A 3,071-nucleotide genomic window follows, 5' to 3' on the forward strand; every position below is an offset into this window, starting at 1 on the left:
ATGAGGCGCTCGACTTTCCATGGATTAGGCGGGAAAGTGCCCCCCGCCTCAATATGCGGAAACCCAGCCAATCCTTTCTTGCAAGGTTTTCTCCCGGCCGATGCTGCCGGCGCTCAGCCCCCTGGCCCCCGAGCCACGATATAAGCTGTGCTTAACAGCAACATGAGTCAAATGGAAAAGCCGATAACGGGAAAAGATTCCCCAAATTTCAGGACGCAGATAAGCGCAGATCATCCGGATTGGGGTAAATAAAAGGGCCGATGGAAAAAGAACGAAGGAGAATCATCTTTAGCTGGTGCATGTACGACTGGGCGAACTCGGCTTTTGCCACCACCATCATGGCTGCGGTCCTTCCTTTTTTCTATAGTTCGGTGGCTGGAGCCAACCTGTCTAAGACAACTGCCAGCAGTTATTGGGGATACGGCAATATCGGGAAGCTTTCAAGTTCTTGGTGGCCTTCTGGTTGTACAACGACGGCATCGGCACAATCATCAGTATGGCGGTAATTTTCGGTGCGGAAATCAACATTGCCCAGGAACATCTCATAGGAGCAATTCTGGCCGTCCAGTTTGTCGGCATCCCGTTTTCCCTTCTTTTCGGAAACCTGGCCGGAAAAATCGGCACGAAGAGAGCTATCTTTTTAGGGCTGGGGATTTATACCGGCATTTCCATCGGCGGGTATTTCATCCAGAACGCCCTGCACTTTTGGATTTTGGCCATCCTGGTGGGGTTCGTTCAGGGAGGAACACAGGCTTTGAGCCGTTCTCTTTTTGGTACGTTGATCCCGAAAAGCCGCAGCGCCGAATTCTTCTCTTTCTACGATGTGAGCTCCAAATTTGCCGGGATCATAGGGCCTTCCGTTTTTGGATTCGTCGGACAAATGACGGGATCCAGCCGACTGAGTATCGTGGCCCTGGTCGTTTTCTTCATCGGGGGCGGCCTGATCCTTTTCCAGGTAAAAGAGAAAGAGGGAAGGATAAAAGATTTTTAATAATCAATCGGCCTTCATTTTTTTTGTTTCCTGCTCGCTGAAAAACCGGTGAAGAAAATCACAGTCTTTGGGTGCGAGGTTAAAACGGATGCAGGCCTGATCAATCAGGCTCATCAGGGATGCTTTTCCCCCTTCCTCGCGCTTCTGGGAAATCCACTGGATAGCCTTGCGGATCGCCGTTCCTCCGGGCATGATGGTTGTCATAAGGTTTCTCCTTAGGTAAAAAACGAATCCATGGAATAGGCGATTGCGTACTTCGGATTTTAATTCCGCATTCCGAAATCCGCAATTTATTTTCCCCCCAATGCTTTACACCAGGGGATCGTAACTAAAAACCTGCCCGGAAGTTTCCAGGGGTACCAGGTTCATTCCCAGGGTCCCTTTAAACATTTCCGCAATCCGAGAAGGGGTCCAACCTTCAGAGTAGTGAATGGAGCGTACGGGCCGAGGCTGCGAGAAAATAAAAATCTCTTTACCCCGGACGCCGAAAATCTGGCCGCTGATGTACTGGGCTTCATCGCTGGCCAAGTAAGCCACCAGAGGGGCGATGTCGGCTGGGCTCATCTTCTTCAATTTTTCTACCCGGCGCTTTTGGGCTTCCGTATCCGTCGGAATCGTGCCAATGAGACGGGTCCAGGCAAAAGGAGAAATGCAATTGGCCGTAACATTGTACCTGGCCATGTCTAATGCTACGACCTTGGTGAACCCCACGATGCCCATCTTGGCCGCCCCATAATTAGCCTGACCGATGTTTCCGACCAACCCGGAAGTCGAAGTAAAGTTAATGATGCGACCGCTGCGCTGTTCACGCATCAAGGGGACGGCAGCGCGGGTGCAGGCGAAAGTTCCTTTCAAATGCACAGCAATCACTCCGTCCCATTCCTCTTCGGTCATATTGAAAATCATTCGGTCGCGGAGAATGCCTGCGTTATTCACCAAGATGTCCAGTTTACCAAAGTTGTCCAGAGCGGTTTGGATGATTTTTTTCCCAGTTTCCATAGTAGTCACGGAATCGTAATTGCCCGCAGCCATCCCTCCGGCATCTTTGATTTCTTTGACCACATCGTCAGCAACCTTGCTTGCACCGCCAGTGCCGTCTTCCCGGCCTCCAAAATCATTCACCACTACCTTCGCGCCCTCTTTGGCCATAAGCAAGGCAATTTCCCGGCCGATTCCTCTTCCTGCGCCGGTAACCACCACCACTTTTCCTTTCAGCATCATATTTGGATCCTCCTTCAGCGTTTTGTTGGATCGTGACGCGCATTTTCACATTTCTGCCTCCGAATAGATAGCAAAAAAGAAAGGGTCTGACAAGGGGGGGAGTTTTCTTGCCCACCCCCAGTTTTTTTTGGGTGGTTACTTCGCTTACGACCATGAAATAACCACTGCCTTATTTGGCCAATCCCGCCAAGGGCGGGTCCTTCCTGCCCGAACCGGCACCCCAACTGGGGGAAGGGGCAATCTTCAAAACTGGGGGTGGGCGAGGAGGAGTTTTTCTTTGACAGAATGAGGACGAAAGAATATAAAAAAGAATGCAAGAAGAAAAAGATAAACGCCCTTTTTTGGTCTGGCGTAAAACCCGGGGGAACCGATTCACTCTCCCCATACTCCTGGGTTGCATAGAAGGGGAAGGCTTGACCGAACACTTCCGCATCCTAATCGCCGGTTCGGTTGAGGAGATATTGAAGAAGGTGAGAACAGAGAAGGCCCTTGTGGGTTTTTCTTTCATGACCCCCCATCTTCTGCAAGTGCAGGAAGAAGTCGAGCAATTGAGGCGGGGTTTGGGGAAAGAAGCAATCCTGATTGCCGGAGGATCTCACGCTACGGGCGATCCGGAGGGTACAGGTCGACTCGGATTTGACTTTGTTTTTGCGGGCGAAGCTGAAAAACCTTTTCCGGATTTTTTGCGCCAGTTCCTGCAAAATAAACTTCCCGGCACAGCCATTCTCACCGGGGATAAGGGGTCGTGCCTATTTACGACCAACCCTCCATTTTCTTTGCAGGAGCGCTTTTTTGCCCCCATGGAGCTGACCCGGGGTTGCCTTTACAGCTGCGGTTTTTGTCAGACTCCCCGCATTTT

5 protein-coding genes are annotated in these 3,071 nt (G+C 51.0%); 2 read left to right on the plus strand and 3 right to left on the minus strand.

The features are described 5' to 3' along the window. Positions 1-208: 208 nt before the first annotated feature. Entirely contained in the window at positions 209-340 is a 132-nt protein-coding gene (locus Q7V48_12715; GenBank protein MDO9211591.1) for a hypothetical protein, read from the minus strand. A 111-nt stretch (positions 341-451) separates the two neighbouring features. On the opposite strand from Q7V48_12715, the gene Q7V48_12720 reads away from it, so the two are divergent. After that, positions 452-991 carry an MFS transporter gene (locus Q7V48_12720; GenBank protein MDO9211592.1) on the plus strand — a complete coding sequence of 180 codons (540 nt, stop codon included), beginning with the start codon at positions 452-454 and terminating at the stop codon, positions 989-991. 3 nt (positions 992-994) lie between these two features. On the opposite strand, the gene Q7V48_12725 is transcribed toward Q7V48_12720, so the two are convergent. Both Q7V48_12725 and Q7V48_12730 read right to left on the minus strand, forming a co-directional pair. Then, entirely contained in the window at positions 995-1,195 is a 201-nt protein-coding gene (locus Q7V48_12725) for a hypothetical protein (protein ID MDO9211593.1), read from the minus strand. A gap of 105 nt (positions 1,196-1,300) precedes the next feature. After that, entirely contained in the window at positions 1,301-2,212 is a 912-nt protein-coding gene (locus Q7V48_12730) for an SDR family oxidoreductase (GenBank protein MDO9211594.1), read from the minus strand. Positions 2,213-2,523: 311 nt separating this feature from the next. Here Q7V48_12730 and Q7V48_12735 point away from each other — a divergent pair. Further along, positions 2,524-3,071: cobalamin-dependent protein (locus Q7V48_12735; protein ID MDO9211595.1), on the plus strand; the 548-nt coding region annotated here is incomplete at its 3' end.

It is taken from the genome of Deltaproteobacteria bacterium (assembly GCA_030654105.1).
Lineage (GTDB): Bacteria > Desulfobacterota > SM23-61 > SM23-61 > SM23-61 > JAHJQK01.